Genomic DNA, 17,618 nt, shown 5'->3' on the forward strand with positions numbered 1-17,618 from the left:
GGATAATTTTGATTTTCGAAGAGTATAAGTAGAGGCCTTGCCCTTATTGATGTACTTTCTGCATAAAATAGACCCAGCCGATAGCTGGGCCTATGGATAGGGATGCTACTGTTGTTTCTGGAGGACCATCAAACAAGAAGTAAAGTCCTTATTGTCTCCAACATGGTCTCCATGTCGAATCGACAAACCTGTATGCATTAATTGGCTACCAGTATAAACTTCTCCATCAAGGTAATAGACCGCTTCCTCTTCCAACCCCTGCAAGTACAAGCGTTGATAGGCAAGATTAGCAGTTGTCAACCGACGATAATAACCCACGATAACTTGCTGACCATCCGAGGATTGGACCTGCCAAGCCGTTATTTCTCCATCGAATGGACTTTTCAGACGAGTAAAGATACCGTGTTGGAAAATCTCACGGTGAGCCTTGTAAAAGGCAATCTGTTCTTTCATCTCTTCCAACTCTTCTTGGCTACACTCAAACAAATCCAATTCATAGCCAAAACTTCCAAAGAATGCAACATTGGCACGTGTGTTTAGCGGAGTAGCTCGCCCCAACTGCTGATTTGGACTAGCTGACACATGACAACCCATACTATTTAAAGGATAGACCATGCTCGTCCCATATTGGATTTTCAAGCGTTCCATGGCGTCCGTGTCATCGCTGACCCAGGTTTGCGGTGCATAGTAGAGCATTCCTGGATCAAATCTAGCTCCACCACTTGAACAAGACTCAAACAGAACTGTCGGAAAAGCTGCTATCAGGCTATCATATAAACGGTAGAGATTGAGAATATAGCGATGGAAGGTCTCACCTTGCCGCTCTGCCTCCCGTGTACATGTAAAGACCTCTGTCATATAGCGATTCATATCCCACTTGATATAATCAATGTCATGCTCAGCCAACAGCCGGTGGAGTTGGTCATGAATATTTTGATAAACATCCTCCCTCGACAAATCCAAAGTATATTGGTGGCGTCCGTGCGATTGACTATGCTGAGGATGATGGAAAATCCAGTCTGGATGCGCTTGGTATAAATCGCTGTCCTTATTGACCATTTCAGGTTCAATCCAAAGTCCAAATTTCATTCCCATAGCATGAACTTGGTCAATAATCCCTGTTAAGCCACTTGGCAATTTCTCACGGTTGACCGTCCAATCTCCCAAGCCTGCTCGGTCATGGTTTCGCTTGCCAAACCAACCATCATCCATGACAAAGAGTTCAACACCAAGACCTGCAGCCTCTTTGGCCAAGGAAAGAATTTTTTCCTCATCAAAATCAAAACTCATGGCTTCCCAGTTATTCAAGAGAACAGGCCGTTCTCTATCACGCCAATAGCCACGCACCAGGTGTTTTTGGAAAAGGCGGTGATAGGTTTGGCTCATGCCATTCAAACCATGCTCGCTATAAACCATAACGACCTCAGGCGTCTGGAACTCTTCTCCCTTATTTAATGTCCAAGAAAAACGGTCAGGATGGATTCCCATACTCACTCTCGTCTTTTGGAAAGAACTCACATCCACCTGGGCCAAAAAGTTTCCGCTATAGACGAGCGAGAAGCCCAGTACCTCTCCCTGTTGCTCATCCGCATTTGGTCGTTTCAAAGCCATGAAGGGATTGTGCTCCGCACTACTAGCCCCTTTGAGACTATAAATAGACTGACAACCTTGATGAAGAGGCGATAATTGCAGATGCCGCTCGCGCCCCCAAGCCCCATCCAAATGCAACCAGTCATAGTCCATATCAGGCAGACAGAGTGTCATACTCAAGGCACGGTTCAAACAGACAGATTGTTCTCCGAGTTGTTCAAAACGAGCAGAGCGGGTCACCGCTGGATAATCTCGAAAAATCGTATAAGACAAGACCAGACGAGTCTGCGACTCTTCATCCAACAAATAAATATCCAAACTATCTGCCTGTCCCTCCTCATCCAGATAGAGATGAGGAAGCCCCTTCAAAGCCGATCGCCCAGCATAAATCGCATGACCTTGATAAACAAAGTGCGATAGGCTACTGCCGTCCTTCTGAACCAACTCAAAGGTCGGAGAAAAATAGTCCGTTGTACCATAACAAGCAAATTCAGGATTGGCATATTGGAGTGAGAAGAAACGGTCATCGTCTTCTACAAAGGAAGTCAAAGCACGATACTCATCTTCACGCACATACTGATAGGAAGCTGTTTCTGTTACACGCTTTCCATAATACAAACTACCAATATGACCATTAGGCAAGACCGTCAACACATAGCTAATAAACTCATTGTAAAGATGGAATTCCTTTGTCTTTTCATGAAAGATAATTCCCATTGTAGCCTCCTATAATTTTCCACCAGATGTCGCAATCCCTTGGATAAACTGTTTCTGGAATATCACATAAAGTACCAACATCGGCCAAATAGCCAAAACACTTGCAGCCATGAGCTGAGGATAGTTAACAGCGTAAGCTCCCTGAATCTTAGAAAGTGCACTAGACAGGGTAGCCTTGTCCGCTTCTGAGTTGATAATCAATGGCCACAACAAATCCTTGAAAGCAAACAAAGCCGTAAAAATCGCTAAGGCAATCAAGCCAGACTTGGCCAAAGGCAACATGACCTTAAAGAAGGTCTGCCCAATATTACAACCATCCAACTTTGCAGATTCCTCCAATTCTTTTGGAAGACCCATGAAAAATTGACGGAGTAAGAATGTACCAAAGGCACTGACAATTCCTGGAAATACCAGAGCAAAAATCGTATTGCGCATACCAAGTTGGTCAATCATCAAATACTGAGGAATGACGAATAACTGAGGTGGCACCATCATTTGAAAGAGGACCAGACCAAACAAGAAATTCCGCCCAGGAAATTCCAAGCGAGCAAAGGCATAAGCTGCCATGGCTGAAAACATTACCGAGCTAAAGATACGCCATAACATCATCAAAATGGTGTTCAGATAGAGTATCGGGAAATTATTAGTCCGAATAGCCTCCGTATAATTGCTCACCATCCAGTTACTTGGTAAAAAGTGGAAAGGATTCATCTGAGTGGATTCGGTCACCGTTTTAAAGGACGTCAACACCATCCAAACAAATGGAATCAGCATGCCCAATGCCACTAAAATCAAGAAGGCATGCATCCAGATTGTTGATTTAAAAGCTGATTGTTTCACATGAACCTCCTTAACGGTAATGCACCCATTTTTTCTGTACCTTCATCTGAACGAAAGTAATGACAAGAATAATTAATAACAACAACATGACAATGGTGGAGCCATAGCCCTTATCCGAATATTTAAAGGAATTATTGTAAAACAGATAAACCAGAGATACTGTCTTATCATAGGCAGGACTACGAACATCCTCCATCATATAGATAACATCAAAGACTTGCATGGATTGAATGACACTGGTTACCACAACAAAGAACAAGGTTGGTGAAACCAATGGCAGGGTAATGGAGAAAAATTGCTTGGCTGGACTAGCTCCATCAATGCGAGCTGCCTCATAAAAATCCGTTGGAATTTCCTGCAAACCAGCCAAAATTAAAATCATACTATAGCCAACCGTACTCCAAATTCCAATCAAAGCGATTGAGTATAGAGCAATCTTTGGATCTTCAATCCAGTTCACGGCACCCAGCCCCAAACGACGCAAGATATAGTTAATCAAGCCGAAGTCCGTATTGTAGAGCCATTTCCAAACCATGGTCACTGCGGCTGGTGCTGCCACCATAGGCAAGAAGAAAATGGTTCGATAAATATGCTTGCCTTTAATCTTAGAATTAAGCAAAACCGCAAGCAACATGGCCAAGGCAACGGTAGCTGGAACAACTAGAATCGTATATTTCAAGGTATTCCATGTCGCCTGCCACACTTGCGCATCCCCTAACATTCGTTGGTAATTTGCCAAGCCGACAAAAATATCGCCTTTACCGAAATCTCCACTCTTATGGAAACTCATCTTCATGGTTTGGAAAATAGGAATAATATTTAGCACGATTAATCCGATAATGGTCGGCGCTACCATTCCCCATCCCCAAATTGCCTCATTTAAACTTCCTTTTTTTCGGAACATCTTATCCCCATCCTTCTTCATTTAATAAGAAGGTCCGGGGAAGAATCAACTTCCCAAGACCTCCTACCTATTTTTCAGTTGCTAATTCAGCATTCATCATATCAGCTGTTTCTTTGGCAGCTTCTTCAGTTGCTTTTTCTCCAAGATAAGCAGGTTTCAATAGCTCATAAGCCTTATCTTCCCACTTGATGGTTGTTTGTGAATATGGACGAATCTGTGCATAATCCACCATGTCAACATAATTCTTGATAGTAAAGTTTTTGTTTGAATCTACCCAAGTATCTGCCGCGCCTTTATAAGCCGAGATTGCCACACCAAGTGTTGCCTGCATTTCTTGTGCCTCTTTTGAGCTGAGGTACTCAACCCATTTCCAAGCAGCATCTGGATGTTTAGTCGTCGCAGCAATGGCATGACCCAATCCATTAAAGATGGTTGCACGAGTTCCATCTGGACCTTTTGGCAAGACAGCCACATCAGCATTTTCACGAATGTAGTCATTAGCAGTGAAACCAGATAAATTCCAAGAACCGAAGACGCTCATAGCCACTTGACCGTTTTGGAATGCTTCGGCCCGCTCTTTATCTACTGTAATAGCCGGTGAAATTTTTTCTTTGACAAAGCTAAAGTAGTAATCCAAAGCCTCAATGGTCTTAGGATCAGCATAGCCTGATTTCAAATCATCAGTAATAACCTTACCACCATTTTGATAGATAAAGTTGTAGTAGCCCTCTTGGTTACTCAAACCAGCACCGAAACCATACTGACTACCATCTGGCTTGGTCAATTTCTTCGCCACTTCTTTCAACTTATTCCAATCCCAAGTATCGTCTGGGTATGGAATACCTGCTTCGTCAAATAATTTTTTATTGTACCAAAGACCGATTGTATCGAAATCTTTTGGAATAGCGTACTGCTTACCATTTATATTGTAGATTTCATTCAAACCATCTGGGAAATTGGCTAGTTTAGCATCCTCACTCTTGGCTAAATATTCATCCAATGGCAATAGCATTTTATTGGAACCATAGCGATAAATCTCATTTGAATGCATCCAGAAGGTATCAGGCAATGAACCACCTGTCGCACCAGCTTCTAACATGGTCCAGTAGGAATCCCAGTCCGATACTTGAATATTAATTTTAATATCTGGATTCTTTTTCTCAAACTCATCCGCAATCTTTCTCAAACCAGGCTCTTGACCAGAATCCCAAATAGCATAGGATATTTCTGTCTTTCCTGAACTACTTCCTTCCGTAGTTTTGCTAGACTCAGTCGAAGTAGAACACGCTGCCAGCAGGCCTGCAGCCGCAAGCAAGGTAACATAGCGACCAATTTTCTTCATGATAATACTCCTTTTCTTTTGTCGAATACGTCGACGAACTTTGTTATTTCTACTACAACTATAACATGTAAGCGCTTTATAATCAAATAGGAATATTTGACATATTCCATATGATTTTGGGATATTTTTTAATTTTTTCAAATAAAATGTCACATTTACATATAAATATGCTATACTAATTGTAAGCCTTTACACTTTTGGTATGGAGAATACGATGAAAATACAACCTGAATTTTACGTCTTTAATAACCGATCCTATGTAGATTTTTACCCTATCCAATTTGGCATGGAAGCCTGTAAGCCACTTCACTCATTCGGCCCGACTATGAAACAACACTACCTGTTTCACTACATCATCTCCGGTTCAGGTACTTTTTACGATACCTCCGACCAACGTGAATACCACCTGACCGCAGGACAGGGCTTCCTTATCTCCCCAGAAGCTATCTGTAGCTACGAAGCAGACGAAAAGGACCCCTGGACCTATATCTGGCTTGAGTTTGACGGTCTGAAAACTGAGCATTTTCTCAGACAAGCAGGACTCTCGAAAGAACAACCTATTTTTTCGCAACGAGAAATGCCCACCTCTAGCCCTGTCTACCATGAAATGAAACAAATTCTCGCGCTCCATCACCAAAAAAGTGCTCTAGTTCTCGGACACCTTTACCTCTTTATCTCCTGCCTCATTGACTGTTCGCTAACCAAAACAAGTAGCAAACACGATGAAAACAAGGAATTTTATATACGAGAAGCCATCAACTTCGTAGAACGAAATTATGAGAAAGCTATATCCGTAGATGATTTGGCACAAGTATGCAACCTCAATCGCCACTACTTCAGTCGACTATTCAAGGAGCAAATGAACATCTCACCTCAACAATTTATCATCCAATACCGACTCAGCGAAGCCTGCGAACTCTTAAAAAACACCACTAAGACACTACAGGAAATTGCTGAAGAAATCGGCTACTCCAACCAATTCAATTTTTCAACTGCTTTTAAAAGGCATTACCAAATTTCTCCAAATCGCTGGCGAAAAATCCACAAATAAACCTCTTACGCATCCTTGACGTAAGAGGTTTTTATTCTATAAATTCTCAAAAGCCAAGCTTGGTTTGGCATTCAAATCCCAACCAGCAAAGTTTTCCTTATTATATTCACTAACGGCTGCCAAGGCAATCATACCTGCATTGTCACCGCAGAGGCGAAGCGGGGGAATGATGACCTCCACATCCGTGATTTCAGCCGCCAACCGCTCTCGCAAGCCCTGATTGGCTGCCACACCGCCCGCTACGACCAAGGTCTTGACAGGGTATTGCTCCAAGGCCTTCTTGGTCTTAGCCATGAGAATGTCCATAACACAGGCTTGGAAAGAGGCTGACAGGTCCGCATTGGACAAGGTTTCCCCTTTCTGCTGGGCATTGTGGTAGAGGTTGATAAAGGCGGATTTCAAACCTGAGAAAGAAAACTCCAGATTATCCTCCTTAATCATAGCACGAGGGAAGTCATAAATGTCTTTCCCCTCATGTGCCAACTCATCGATGACACGACCAGCTGGATAGGGGAGACCCATGACCCGCCCCACCTTATCGTAGGCTTCTCCGACCGCATCATCTCGCGTTTCACCGACAATCTTGTAGTCGCCCGCCTCTGACACATAGACCAACTCCGTATGCCCACCGCTGACCAAGAGAGCCAAGAGTGGAAACTCCAACTCCTTGACCGCACGCGCCGCCATCAAGTGTCCTGCCATGTGGTTGACAGGAATGAGTGGCAAGCCATTAGCCCAGGCAAAGGCCTTGGCTGCTGAAATCCCGACCAGCAAAGCTCCGACCAAGCCAGGCCCATAGGTCACAGCCACAGCCGTCAGGTCCTCTACCGTCACCTCCGCCTCCAACAAGGCCTCCTCGATACAGGCCGTAATCACTTCCACATGGTGACGGCTGGCCACCTCGGGCACCACCCCACCAAACCGCTGGTGGCTGGCAATCTGGCTGGCAATGACATTGGACAAAAGCTCCGCCTCATTTCGCAAAACAGCCACCGAGGTCTCGTCACAGGAGGTCTCAATCGCCAAAATCAATCTATCTTTCATTCCGTTCTCTCTTCATTAGCACCGCATCCTCGACAGGATGGCGGTAGTAGTCTTTTCGTTTTCCTATTTTGGTAAAATGCTGGCGTGTATAGAGGGCCTGAGCTGCACTATTGGACTCTCTCACTTCGAGGAAGATGTCCCCATCCCAGTCCATCACAGCAGCCATCAGCTGACTGGCGATTCCCAACCTCTGAAAATCAGTCTTGACAGCAATCTGTAAGATTTCCATTTCATCCAGCACCGTCTGCACAGCCAAAAATCCGACCAATTCCTGACCCTCATAGGCCAGATAATAGTCCTCATCCTGACCAGCCATACTGGAAGCAATCTGCTCCAAATTCCAAGGAGATTGGTCATAGACCGACTGCATGACTGCCAAAACAGCCTCTGCCAGATTTTCCTGACCATCGTAGTGTTTAATCTCTATCATACACGCTTGATATAACTTTCTGAGCCAGCTTGGTTGTCCTTGAGCCAGTTTTCCTCTGCCTCTACTCGCTTGAGATAGTTGGGCTTAAAGTTGGTGACATCTACTGCTGGCAAGTCTTGACCAAGCACTGCCAGCTGATAGGCAGACGGCAGACTAGTTTGATACTGGGCAGTCGGCAGAGCTTGCTTGATTTGATTGATAAAGTTTTCCACTTCTCCGACAAAGGTGATGTTTTCCTTGCCAGACAGGCTAGAAAGCAAGTCTTCAAAAGACCAGTAGCGGTCTGCCTCGACTGCTCTGCCATTTTCATAAACACCTGCATAGACGCAGTTACGGCGAGCATCGATGAGGGGCACCACCAGACCCGTCAGGCTGGACGGAACCAGGGACTGAAGACTGGATAGCCCCACCAAGTCGATCTTGAGGGTGTAGGCCAAGGTCTTGGCAGTCGCCACCGCCACACGAAGCCCCGTGTAGGAGCCAGGTCCCTGAGCGACCACAACCCTATTCAAGTCTTTGGGCGTCCAGCCCACCTGCGCTACCAAAAAATCGACCACAGGCATGAGGCTGATACTATGATTTTTCTTGACGGTCAGCAGGGTTTCCGCCTGCAAACGACCGTCCTCCACCAAGGCAACCGATAGGGCCTGGTTGGAGCTGTCTAAAGCTAGGATTTTCATACGTTTCTCTTTCTTTACGTCATTCGGTTTGCTTTTATTACTGCGACGCATGAGGAAACTTCGTTTCCGTATTTCCCACTTCAAATAATTTCATCATTATTTGAACTCGCTTTGCCGTACTTTACAGTAGTATCTTGCTTCGCAAGCCAAATTTCCAACCTAGCACAGCCACTAGGCTATGCTAGCAACCCGCAGCAATTGTTACGAATTACATTCGTCTTATTCCCAACCACCAACAGTCTATTCTTAGACTGTTGGAGCGACTACTAAAAGCAAACTGAAAGACTTTTCAATGCTACTCTCTATTGTAAGCTATCTTGGCCTTTTTTTCAAATAATGAAAAGAATCGGTTGTGATTTCAAGTTGGTTATCGGATAGAATCGATTTGTCATCCCAGCATTTCATATCTCCATCTGACAGTTGAATTGTATTGTTCATTACACAATCTCAACTATCCCAATACATTCGGAATCCTAACTCATTTCTTTGATTTATCCCCTTCTGAAATACCGAATTTCTGAAAATCATGACACTTTTCCATTTTCCTACCAAACCCTTTTACCATCAGCATATTTTATGGTATAATGAAGAGTACATTTAGACTGAATAAATTGACAACTCGAGAAAATTGAATAGATATTACCAGACAGCCCAACTGTTTGGGGCTTTTTTCATAGTTGCCAGTCAAAAAGAAAGGAACTATACTACACATGATTTATAAAGTATTCTATCAAGAATCAAAAATTAGCCCACGTCGCGAGCAAACACGTGCTCTTTATCTAGACATCGATGCTGCATCAGAATTGGAAGGTCGTATTATCGCGCGTGAATTGGTGGAAACCAACCGCCCTGAATACAATATCGAATTTATCGACCTCTTATCAGACAATCATCTTGAATACGAGAAAGAGCACGCAGATTTCAAAATTACGGAGTTTTAATCCATGTCATCAGTCAATCTAAAACCTCATGAAGTTGGCGTTTTCGCCATCGGTGGTTTGGGAGAAATCGGGAAAAATACCTATGGTATCGAATACAAGGATGAAATTCTCATCGTCGATGCCGGTATCAAGTTCCCAGAAGATGACCTATTGGGTATCGACTACGTTATCCCAGACTACTCCTACATCGTTGAAAACCTAGACCGCGTTAAAGGTCTGGTTATTACCCACGGGCACGAAGACCACATCGGAGGCATTCCCTTCTTACTCAAGCAGGCCAATGTCCCAATCTATGCTGGACCTTTAGCCCTCGCCCTCATTCGAGGCAAATTGGAAGAACACGGACTGCTCCGTGATGCGACTTTGCATGAAATCAATCATAATACAGAGTTGACCTTCAAGCACCTCAAAGTCAGCTTCTTCCGTACCACCCACTCCATTCCAGAGCCACTTGGTATCGTCGTTGACACCCCGCAAGGAAAAATCGTCTGTACCGGTGACTTCAAGTTCGATTTCACTCCAGTTGGCGAGCCAGCAGACCTTCACCGCATGGCTGCTCTCGGTGAAGAAGGTGTTCTCTGCCTCCTCTCCGACTCGACAAATGCTGAAGTCCCAACCTTTACCAACTCGGAAAAAGTGGTCGGTCAGTCCATTATGAAATTGATTGAAGGCATCCACGGACGCATTATCTTTGCTTCCTTTGCCTCCAACATCTTCCGTCTCCAACAGGCGGCTGATGCAGCGGTTAAGACCGGACGCAAGATCGCTGTCTTTGGACGCTCCATGGAAAAGGCCATTGTTAACGGTATCGAGCTCGGCTACATCAAGGTGCCTAAGGATACCTTCATCGAGCCTAACGAGATCAAAGAATACCCTGCCAGCGAGATCATGATTCTCTGTACAGGGAGCCAAGGGGAGCCTATGGCAGCACTCTCTCGCATCGCCCACGGTACCCACCGTCAAGTGCAACTCCAGCCAGGCGACACGGTCATCTTCTCGTCCAGCCCTATTCCAGGAAATACCACAGGTGTCAACAAGCTCATCAATATCTTGATTGAAGCCGGTGTCGATGTGATTCACGGTAAAATTAACAACATCCATACCTCTGGGCACGGTGGTCAACAAGAGCAAAAACTCATGCTCCGCTTGATCAAACCAAAATACTTCATGCCTGTCCATGGTGAATACCGCATGCAAAAAATCCATGCCAGCCTAGCTGTTGATACAGGCGTTCCAAAAGATAATATCTTCATCATGGAAAACGGAGATGTCCTTGCTCTGACAAAAGATTCTGCACGTCTCGCAGGTCAATTCAACGCCCAAGACATCTATGTCGATGGAAACCGCATCGGTGAAATCGGCGCAGCTGTCCTCAAAGACCGGCGCGATCTTTCAGAAGATGGTGTTGTCCTTGCAGTAGCCACTGTCGATTTTAATTCTAAGATGATATTAGCAGGACCAGACATCCTCAGTCGTGGTTTTATCTATATGAGAGAATCTGGCGAGCTCATTCGCGAAAGCCAACGTGTCCTTTTCAACGCTATCCGCATCGCCATGCGCAACAAAGACGCAAATATCCAAACAGTCAACGGCGCTATTGTTAACGCCCTACGACCATTCCTATACGAAAAAACAGAGCGTGAACCAATCATTATCCCAATGATTCTGACGCCTGACCGATAACACACTAAAATCCCATAGGTAAAACCTCTGGGATTTATTTTATATTAATACTCTTCGAAAATCAAAATTATCCGTTGTCAACTTGCCTTGATGAACTCCAGTTCTATCTTCGGCTTCGTTTCCTAGGCCACTTTTGATTTTCATTGAGTATAACAAGATACCCCAGCTTGAAAAAAGACCGATTTCAAGCTCATGTCCATCCCCTCGCCCCACTATTTCTTAGCTCAGGCTGAAACAGTCTCTTCCCAGACTACTTCACTCCACTGGACCATTACCCGCTTTCCAATTGCTCGGCTCGTGAACAAAGGACTCGTTGGGGACCTAATTCGCTATCTGGTTTTCAAGCTCATGAAAAAATGGTCCTAGCAACATTACTCGCTTTCCAATTTCTCGGCTCATGAACAAAGGACCCGTCGGGGTCCTTTGTTTAATACATATCCAAATAGTTGTCGATTTCCCATTGAGAAACGTAGGTTGCGTAGCTTGCCCATTCGATTTTCTTAGCTTCCAAGAAATTCGTATAGATATGATCACCCAGAGCTGCACGAACTGCCTCATCTTCACGAAGAGCTTTCAATGCATTGTGAAGAGTTGAAGGAAGATCAGTGATACCTGCTTCACGACGCTCCTCATCAGACATTGCATAGATATTAGATTCTACTGGGGCTGGTGCTTCAATTTTATTTTGAATACCTTCCAAGCCAACTTCCAACAGAACGGCCATAGCTAAGTATGGGTTGGCAGTTGGATCAACCGAGCGCAATTCCAAACGAGTTCCCATTCCACGTGATGCAGGTACGCGAACCAATGGTGAGCGGTTTTTACCAGCCCAAGCAATATACACAGGAGCTTCGAAGCCTGGAACCAAACGCTTGTAAGAGTTCACTGTCGGGTTTGTAATAGCAGTATAGTTATAAGCATGCTTAATCAAACCACCAAGGAAATGGTAAGCAGTTTGAGACAGCTGCATACCGCGAGGATCTTCTGGATCAAAGAAAGCATTATTCCCATCCTTATCAAAGAGTGACATGTTACAGTGCATACCTGAACCAGCAATACCAAACTTAGGCTTAGCCATAAATGTCGCATACATACCATGCTTACGAGCAATTGTTTTAACAACTAACTTGAAGATTTGAATATTGTCACAAGCTTTTAAGACATCCGCATATTTGAAGTCAATTTCATGCTGACCTACTGCCACTTCGTGATGGCTCGCTTCAACTTCAAAGCCCATCTCTGTCAAGACATTGACGATTTCGCGACGTGTATTATCAGCCAAGTCCGTTGGTGCGAGGTCAAAGTAACCACCTTTATCATTTACTTCAAGCGTTGGATTTCCTTGTTCGTCCATCTTAAAGAGGAAGAATTCTGGTTCTGGACCAAGGTTGAATGAAGAGAAACCTGCCTCTTCCATGTGACGAAGCGATTTCTTCAAATTTCCACGTGGGTCACCAGCAAAAGGCTTAGCATCTGTTGTATAAATATCACAAATCAAGCCAGCTACACGGCCATTTTCATCACCCCAAGGGAAGATAGTCCATGTATCCAAGTCTGGGTAAAGATACATATCTGATTCATTGATACGAACAAATCCTTCAATAGATGAACCATCAAACATGACCTTATTTGACAAAACCTTTTCGACCTGCTCATCAGTTGCTGGAATTTCTACGTTTTTCATCACTCCCATGATGTCTGTAAACATAAGACGTAGGAAGGTAACGTTTTTCTCTTTGATATCACGCTTGATATCTGCCACTGTGAATGTCATTATTTTTCTCCTCTATTTTAAAAGCTAATTACGACGAACGGAAAATGGAACTAGGACTTGAAAATCGTCCCTGACGACTGAATTCATCATGTAAGATACGACGGACATCTTCATCAGTCAAGGTTTTCTGCTGTTTTTGGACCTTAGCTTTCGCTTCCCGATTTGCATATTCCTTCTTAATCGCAGCAATATTCAAACCTTCATCCAAAAAATCCTTGATTTCTAAAAGTAAGTCCATATCATTTAGAGAATACAAGCGACGATTCCCTTCATTGCGATCGGGCTTAATCAAGCCTTGATCTTCATAGTAACGAATTTGACGAGCAGTTAAATCTGTCAACTTCATCACACTACCGATCGGAAAGATGGCTAAGGAACGACGAAACTCTTTTTCTCTCATAACGAACTCCTTTCTGCCTACCATTATAGGAGAATTTTTTTTTGAGGTCAATAGGCGATGTTATATTTTGTGACATCATTTATCCTGAAAACGTTTTTTTATAACATTCACATCATAATTAACTAGAATCGCAATGAAAACTCCGATAAAAGTTTCAAACACACGAATAAACACATATTGAATCGTATCACCAGCAGGAATAGACAATGTAATAATTAATAAAGCTGACACTCCACCAATAATTCCCGCTTTATTATTCATCGCCACATTTGTCATAATCGTTAACATGACAAATATTGGAACAAAAACCGCAGTTACCCAAAAATGATCTAAGAATAACCTATCCAAAATAAAGAAAAGTAGCGCATAAAAACCACCAATAGAATTACCCAGAATACGAGAAGCTCCAAAATGGACACTCTGATCGAAGTCTTCTCGTAAACTAAACACAGCCGTCAAAGCCGCAATCTGAATCCCTTGCCACCCCATAAAACCAAACAAAAGAATAACTAGGAAGACTGCCAAACCCGATTTGAACGTCCGCATCCCCAACCGAAATTTCTTTGGATCAAATGTATATTTTTTTAACATACCTCTATTCTAACATGATTTCGGAAAATAGAATAGCAAATACCTGCCCAGCTTTTCTTTTCTCCTAAGCTCGACTGGAAAAGCCACCTGTTCACGCCAGCTTTTCAAAAAACCAATAATCTGCCACTTTAAATCAGCTGCAAGAAGGAACCCAGAAGTAAGATAAACGAATAGACGCTGCAAAAAAACAACGTCTATTTTTGCATTTTATATTTTGTGCGCAGTAGCTGAATGGCAGTTGTGACCAAGATTCAGCCTTGCGGGGTTCAAATAGCCCAGTGGACTATTTGAAGTTAGCACCAAGAAAAAAACAAAGCAACAAGCTACGAAATCATTTTTGACAGAAGCTTCGCTTCTTCTATTTCTAACCTCAACATATCTCCCAGATATGTTGAGCTAACTTACCGCCTATTTTTCATTTCAGTAAGCACCGCAAGCCCTGGAAGTACACCTTGCTAGACTGTCTAACTCGCTTAGCTTCATAGAAACTCTACACGATGCACAAAATGCAACGGAAATCCGTTGCATTTTAGCCTTTACCTAGGCTGATTTTCTAAACTCACTAGGTTCACAGAAAATCTAGCCTTTGTACTAGAAAAGAGCTGGTCTCCCAACTCTTTTCGTCGTTCATACGCAGTAACTGAATAGCAGTTCACTTTGCTACGCTTGTGACCAACCTATTCAGCCTTGTGGGGTTCAAATAGTCCAGTGGACTATTTGAAGCTGTCACCCAATAAAAACAAAGTGACAAGCTACGGAATCATTTTTGACAGAAGCTTCGCTTCTTCTATTTCCAACCTCAAAATATCCCCCAGATATTTTGAGCTGACTTACCGCCTATTTTTCAGTAAGAGCTGCGGAGACCAGGCAATACTTTTCACCTTGCTAGACTTTCTAACTCGCTTAGCTTCGTAGAAACTCTACGCGATGCACAAAATGCAACGGAAATCCGTTGCATTTTAGCCTTCAAGTCCATTGAACTTACTTTTCTGTCAAAGCTGCAAGTCCTGGAAGCACTTTGCCCTCAAGAAGTTCCATTGATGCACCACCACCAGTTGAGATCCATGAGAACTTGTCTGCACGGCCAAGGTTGATAGCTGCTGCTGCTGAGTCACCACCACCGATGATTGATTTCACACCTGGTTGTTTCACGATCGCGTCCATTACACCGATTGTACCAGCTTGGAAGTCTGGGTTTTCAAATACACCCATAGGTCCATTCCAAACAACTGTTTTCGCACCAGTCAAAGCTTCGTCAAACTTAGCGATTGACTTAGGACCGATGTCAAGACCAAGGAAGCCTTCTGAAACTGCTTCGCCTTCAGTGTCACGAACTTCAGTGTATCCAGCAAATGCGTTAGCTTCTTTTGAGTCAACTGGTAAGATCAATTTACCGTTAGCTTTTTCAAGAAGTGCTTTTGCTACATCCAATTTATCTTCTTCTACAAGTGAGTTACCAATTTCGATACCTTGAGCTTTGTAGAATGTGTAAGTCATACCACCACCGATAAGAACTTTGTCTGCTTTTTCAAGAAGGTTCTCGATAACACCGATCTTATCAGATACTTTTGAACCACCAAGGATTGCCACGAATGGGCGCTCTGGAGTTTCAACAGCTTCTTGGATGTAAGCAATTTCGTTTTCCAAAAGGAAACCAGCTACTGCTTTTTCTACGTTTGCTGAGATACCAACGTTTGATGCGTGTGCACGGTGTGCAGTACCAAATGCATCGTTAACGAAGATACCGTCACCAAGTGAAGCCCAGTATTTACCAAGTTCTTCGTCGTTTTTAGATTCTTTCTTACCATCAACATCTTCGAAACGAGTGTTTTCAACAAGGAGCACTTGTCCATCTTCCAAAGCATTGATAGCTGCTTCCAATTCAGCACCACGAGTAGCACCTGCGATGAAAGCAACGTCTTGACCCAATTTAGCTGCCAAGTCAGCTGCTACAGGAGCCAATGATTTACCTTCTTTGTCAGCTTCTTCTTTCACACGACCAAGGTGAGAGAAAAGAATTGCACGTCCACCTTGCTCAAGAATATACTTGATAGTTGGAAGAGCTGCTGTAATACGGTTATCGTTAGTGATAACGCCATCTTTCAAAGGCACGTTGAAGTCCACACGAACAAGAACTTTTTTGCCTTTCAATTCTACATCTTTAACAGTCAATTTTGCCATTAGATAAGAACTCCTTAAATTATATTTACTTTACCATTGTATCATATTTTCTGTATTTTTTCTTGCATAAAGATATTTTTTTCACAAATGTTAGGAAATCTAAAACTATCACCTCGTAATCAGATTTTTCAAATTCTAAAGTTGCCAAATCAGAAACAACTACTTATACCACCCTTGCTTCTTAGCATAAGGAAACAGCTATATTTCAGCAATCAAAACAAAAAAGAGGCCGAAGCCTCTTCGATTTTCACTAAGGATTATTTAGCGATTTTTGCGAAGTACTCAAGAGTACGAACAAGTTGTGCAGTGTAAGACATTTCGTTGTCGTACCATGAAACAACTTTAACCAATTGCTCGCCATCAACTTCGATAACTTTAGTTTGAGTTGCATCAAACAATGAACCAAATGAGATACCTACGATATCTGAAGATACGAGTTGGTCTTCAGTGTAACCAAATGATTCAGTAGCAGCAGCTTTCATAGCAGCGTTTACTTCTTCAGCAGTTACTTTCTTGTCAAGAGTTGCAACCAATTCAGTTACAGAACCTGTTGGAACTGGAACACGTTGTGCAGCACCGTCAAGTTTACCGTTCAATTCTGGGATTACCAAGCCGATAGCTTTAGCAGCACCAGTTGAGTTAGGAACGATGTTTGCAGCAGCAGCACGTGCACGACGAAGGTCACCACCACGGTGTGGTCCGTCAAGAACCATTTGGTCACCAGTGTAACCGTGGATTGTAGTCATCAAACCTTTTTGAACGCCAAATGCATCGTGAAGAGCTTTAGCCATTGGTGCCAAACAGTTTGTAGTACATGAAGCACCTGAGATAACTGTTTCAGTACCATCAAGGATGTCGTGGTTAGTGTTGAAAACAACAGTCTTAACATCGTTACCACCAGGAGCAGTGATAACAACTTTTTTAGCACCGTTAGCGTGGATGTGTTGCTCAGCTTTTTCTTTAGAAGCAAAGAAACCTGTAGCTTCCAAAACGATATCTACGCCATCAGTAGCCCAGTCGATGTTTCCTGGCTCACGCTCAGCAGAAACTTTAACGAATTTACCGTTAACTTCGAAACCACCGTCTTTAACTTCAACAGTACCGTCGAAACGACCTTGAGTTGTGTCATATTTCAACAAGTGTGCAAGCATTACTGGATCTGTAAGGTCGTTGATACGAGTAACTTCAACACCTTCTACGTTTTGGATACGACGGAAAGCAAGACGACCGATACGTCCGAAACCGTTAATACCAACTTTAACTACCATGAATGATTTCCTCCTTATGAAAATCGAGTTCTTTATTTTAAAAGGCAAGCCTTTTAATCCTTTTGTGAAAATATTAACTTGTAAGCCTACAAGCATCTTTTCAACGTTTTTATTATATAACTATTTACCGAAAATTGCAACTGCTTACCGGTTCATCTTATGTAAAAAATAGAAGGCCAAAA

At 43.2% G+C, this 17,618-nt stretch carries 15 protein-coding genes; 3 read left to right on the plus strand and 12 right to left on the minus strand.

Annotated elements, in window-relative coordinates; genetic code table 11:
- Positions 1–105 precede the first annotated feature (105 nt).
- The 4 genes from ODU45_RS03980 to ODU45_RS03995 form a co-directional block, all read right to left on the minus strand.
- On the minus strand, positions 106–2,307 hold the full coding sequence (locus tag ODU45_RS03980) for an alpha-galactosidase (RefSeq protein ID WP_398580818.1): 2,202 nt from the start codon (positions 2,305–2,307) through the stop codon (positions 106–108).
- A 9-nt stretch (positions 2,308–2,316) separates the two neighbouring features.
- Positions 2,317–3,147: a carbohydrate ABC transporter permease gene (locus ODU45_RS03985; protein WP_024403304.1), complete on the minus strand. Its 831-nt coding sequence runs from the start codon at positions 3,145–3,147 to the stop codon at positions 2,317–2,319.
- 10 nt (positions 3,148–3,157) lie between these two features.
- Positions 3,158–4,051 (minus strand): carbohydrate ABC transporter permease, encoded by an 894-nt coding sequence (locus ODU45_RS03990; RefSeq protein ID WP_002939305.1) that lies wholly within the window; start codon positions 4,049–4,051, stop codon positions 3,158–3,160.
- A 67-nt stretch (positions 4,052–4,118) separates the two neighbouring features.
- Complete coding sequence (locus tag ODU45_RS03995) at positions 4,119–5,393, minus strand: sugar ABC transporter substrate-binding protein (protein WP_105139166.1); 1,275 nt, start codon at positions 5,391–5,393, stop codon at positions 4,119–4,121.
- Between the two features lie 214 nt (positions 5,394–5,607).
- Here ODU45_RS03995 and ODU45_RS04000 point away from each other — a divergent pair, with 214 nt between their 5' ends.
- Positions 5,608–6,444 carry an AraC family transcriptional regulator gene (locus tag ODU45_RS04000; RefSeq protein ID WP_024382108.1) on the plus strand — a complete coding sequence of 279 codons (837 nt, stop codon included), beginning with the start codon at positions 5,608–5,610 and terminating at the stop codon, positions 6,442–6,444.
- Positions 6,445–6,480: 36 nt separating this feature from the next.
- On the opposite strand, the gene tsaD is transcribed toward ODU45_RS04000, so the two are convergent.
- From tsaD to tsaB, 3 genes are read right to left on the minus strand one after another with little or no spacing between them, the layout of a single operon-like run.
- Positions 6,481–7,488 carry a tRNA (adenosine(37)-N6)-threonylcarbamoyltransferase complex transferase subunit TsaD gene (gene tsaD, locus ODU45_RS04005; RefSeq protein WP_136671574.1) on the minus strand — a complete coding sequence of 336 codons (1,008 nt, stop codon included), beginning with the start codon at positions 7,486–7,488 and terminating at the stop codon, positions 6,481–6,483.
- On the minus strand, positions 7,478–7,918 hold the full coding sequence (gene rimI / locus ODU45_RS04010; RefSeq protein ID WP_398580819.1) for a ribosomal protein S18-alanine N-acetyltransferase: 441 nt from the start codon (positions 7,916–7,918) through the stop codon (positions 7,478–7,480). Before rimI ends, tsaD begins: the two co-directional genes overlap by 11 nt.
- Positions 7,915–8,598 carry a tRNA (adenosine(37)-N6)-threonylcarbamoyltransferase complex dimerization subunit type 1 TsaB gene (gene tsaB, locus ODU45_RS04015; RefSeq protein ID WP_398580820.1) on the minus strand — a complete coding sequence of 228 codons (684 nt, stop codon included), beginning with the start codon at positions 8,596–8,598 and terminating at the stop codon, positions 7,915–7,917. The genes rimI and tsaB overlap by 4 nt, the downstream gene beginning before the upstream one ends.
- A gap of 710 nt (positions 8,599–9,308) precedes the next feature.
- Between tsaB and ODU45_RS04020 the strand changes: the two genes are divergently transcribed.
- Both ODU45_RS04020 and rnjA read left to right on the plus strand, forming a co-directional pair.
- Positions 9,309–9,539 (plus strand): DNA-dependent RNA polymerase subunit epsilon, encoded by a 231-nt coding sequence (locus ODU45_RS04020; RefSeq protein WP_002938523.1) that lies wholly within the window; start codon positions 9,309–9,311, stop codon positions 9,537–9,539.
- 3 nt (positions 9,540–9,542) lie between these two features.
- The gene (rnjA, locus tag ODU45_RS04025; RefSeq protein WP_002938522.1) at positions 9,543–11,222 is read left to right on the plus strand and encodes a ribonuclease J1; all 1,680 of its coding nucleotides are present in this window, start codon (positions 9,543–9,545) and stop codon (positions 11,220–11,222) included.
- A gap of 427 nt (positions 11,223–11,649) precedes the next feature.
- On the opposite strand, the gene glnA is transcribed toward rnjA, so the two are convergent.
- From glnA to gap, 5 genes are all read right to left on the minus strand, one after another.
- On the minus strand, positions 11,650–12,996 hold the full coding sequence (glnA, locus tag ODU45_RS04030; protein WP_398580821.1) for a type I glutamate--ammonia ligase: 1,347 nt from the start codon (positions 12,994–12,996) through the stop codon (positions 11,650–11,652).
- A 28-nt stretch (positions 12,997–13,024) separates the two neighbouring features.
- Positions 13,025–13,396, minus strand: coding sequence for a MerR family transcriptional regulator (locus ODU45_RS04035; protein ID WP_002940041.1), 372 nt, complete (start codon positions 13,394–13,396; stop codon positions 13,025–13,027).
- 75 nt (positions 13,397–13,471) lie between these two features.
- Entirely contained in the window at positions 13,472–13,987 is a 516-nt protein-coding gene (locus ODU45_RS04040; protein WP_024414154.1) for an aromatic acid exporter family protein, read from the minus strand.
- Positions 13,988–14,968: 981 nt separating this feature from the next.
- On the minus strand, positions 14,969–16,168 hold the full coding sequence (locus ODU45_RS04045) for a phosphoglycerate kinase (RefSeq protein ID WP_014637337.1): 1,200 nt from the start codon (positions 16,166–16,168) through the stop codon (positions 14,969–14,971).
- A 257-nt stretch (positions 16,169–16,425) separates the two neighbouring features.
- Positions 16,426–17,436 (minus strand): type I glyceraldehyde-3-phosphate dehydrogenase, encoded by a 1,011-nt coding sequence (gap, locus tag ODU45_RS04050; protein ID WP_012775479.1) that lies wholly within the window; start codon positions 17,434–17,436, stop codon positions 16,426–16,428.
- Positions 17,437–17,618 lie beyond the last annotated feature (182 nt).

The organism is Streptococcus sp. 2022WUSS135, assembly GCF_044427045.1.
Lineage (GTDB): Bacteria > Bacillota > Bacilli > Lactobacillales > Streptococcaceae > Streptococcus > Streptococcus hashimotonensis.

Excerpts from the sequence above, each read along its gene's own strand:
- ODU45_RS03980 (WP_398580818.1), bottom strand. The coding sequence starts at position 2,307 with ATGGGAATTATCTTTCATGAAAAGACAAAGGAATTCCATCTTTACAAT.
- ODU45_RS03990 (WP_002939305.1), bottom strand. The coding sequence starts at position 4,051 with ATGTTCCGAAAAAAAGGAAGTTTAAATGAGGCAATTTGGGGATGGGGA.
- ODU45_RS03995 (WP_105139166.1), bottom strand. The coding sequence starts at position 5,393 with ATGAAGAAAATTGGTCGCTATGTTACCTTGCTTGCGGCTGCAGGCCTG.
- ODU45_RS04000 (WP_024382108.1), top strand. The coding sequence starts at position 5,608 with ATGAAAATACAACCTGAATTTTACGTCTTTAATAACCGATCCTATGTA.
- tsaD (WP_136671574.1), bottom strand. The coding sequence starts at position 7,488 with ATGAAAGATAGATTGATTTTGGCGATTGAGACCTCCTGTGACGAGACC.
- rimI (WP_398580819.1), bottom strand. The coding sequence starts at position 7,918 with ATGATAGAGATTAAACACTACGATGGTCAGGAAAATCTGGCAGAGGCT.
- tsaB (WP_398580820.1), bottom strand. The coding sequence starts at position 8,598 with ATGAAAATCCTAGCTTTAGACAGCTCCAACCAGGCCCTATCGGTTGCC.
- ODU45_RS04020 (WP_002938523.1), top strand. The coding sequence starts at position 9,309 with ATGATTTATAAAGTATTCTATCAAGAATCAAAAATTAGCCCACGTCGC.
- rnjA (WP_002938522.1), top strand. The coding sequence starts at position 9,543 with ATGTCATCAGTCAATCTAAAACCTCATGAAGTTGGCGTTTTCGCCATC.
- glnA (WP_398580821.1), bottom strand. The coding sequence starts at position 12,996 with ATGACATTCACAGTGGCAGATATCAAGCGTGATATCAAAGAGAAAAAC.
- ODU45_RS04035 (WP_002940041.1), bottom strand. The coding sequence starts at position 13,396 with ATGAGAGAAAAAGAGTTTCGTCGTTCCTTAGCCATCTTTCCGATCGGT.
- ODU45_RS04040 (WP_024414154.1), bottom strand. The coding sequence starts at position 13,987 with ATGTTAAAAAAATATACATTTGATCCAAAGAAATTTCGGTTGGGGATG.
- ODU45_RS04045 (WP_014637337.1), bottom strand. The coding sequence starts at position 16,168 with ATGGCAAAATTGACTGTTAAAGATGTAGAATTGAAAGGCAAAAAAGTT.
- gap (WP_012775479.1), bottom strand. The coding sequence starts at position 17,436 with ATGGTAGTTAAAGTTGGTATTAACGGTTTCGGACGTATCGGTCGTCTT.